A 1,139-nucleotide genomic window follows, 5' to 3' on the forward strand; every position below is an offset into this window, starting at 1 on the left:
CCTTCGCGGATTGCGAAGCGGAGCTGCTGTTCCATAGCAACCGGAGCAATGAGTTCGACGTCGATAGTCACGGTGTCACCCGGAGTCACCATTTCAATTCCTTCCGGAAGCTTGATGGTACCGGTAACGTCGGTCGTACGGAAGTAGAATTGCGGACGATAACCGTTCATGAACGGAGTATGACGGCCACCTTCTTCTTTCTTCAAAACGTAAATCTGACCCTTGAAGTGTGCATGCGGAGTCACAGACTTCGGTGCTGCGAGAACCATACCGCGAATGATGTCTTTCTTTTCTGCACCGCGGAGGAGCAAACCGACGTTATCACCTGCTTGGGCATCGTCGAGGAGCTTGCGGAACATTTCAACACCGGTAACAACATATTCAACGGTGTCGCCGAGACCAACGCGTTCGACCTTGTCGTTCAAGTTGATTTTACCGCGTTCGATACGACCGGTTGCAACAGTGCCACGACCAGTAATGGTGAACACGTCTTCGATCGGCATAAGGAACGGCTTGTCAACTTCACGAGCCGGCTGCGGAATGTATTCGTCAACAGCCTTCATGAGTTCCATAATCTTTTCTTGGTATTCCGGATCGCCTTCAAGAGCCTTGAGAGCAGAACCACGGATGATCGGAGTGTTGTCTCCATCATAACCGTATTGCTTGAGGAGGTCGCGGACTTCTTCTTCAACGAGTTCGAGAAGTTCCGGATCATCGACCATATCGCACTTGTTCAGGAAAACGACGATTTTAGGAACGCCGACCTGGTGAGCGAGCAAGATGTGTTCGCGAGTCTGCGGCATCGGGCCGTCAGTTGCTGCAACGACGAGGATTGCGCCGTCCATCTGAGCTGCACCAGTCACCATGTTCTTCACATAGTCAGCGTGCCCCGGGCAGTCAACGTGTGCGTAGTGACGCTTTTCGGTCTGATATTCAACGTGGGAAGTGTTGATCGTGATACCGCGAGCCTTTTCTTCCGGAGCGTTGTCGATTTCATCGAACTTCTTCGCGGATGCGAGACCCTTCGCTGCAAGCGTTGTGCAGATTGCAGCTGTCAAGGTCGTTTTACCATGGTCAACGTGACCAATCGTACCGATGTTGCAGTGCGGCTTGGTTCTTTCAAACTTCTCTTTTGCCAT

The 1,139-nt window shown here is 52.0% G+C and carries 1 protein-coding gene; it reads right to left on the minus strand.

Annotation, left to right across the window (positions count from 1 at the left end; translation table 11 throughout):
• A partial coding sequence (gene tuf / locus B0H50_RS13060) for an elongation factor Tu (protein WP_106200343.1) occupies window positions 1–1,139 on the minus strand: 1,139 nt, incomplete at its 3' end.

The organism is Hallerella porci, assembly GCF_003148885.1.
In the GTDB taxonomy this organism is placed as follows: domain Bacteria; phylum Fibrobacterota; class Fibrobacteria; order Fibrobacterales; family Fibrobacteraceae; genus Hallerella; species Hallerella porci.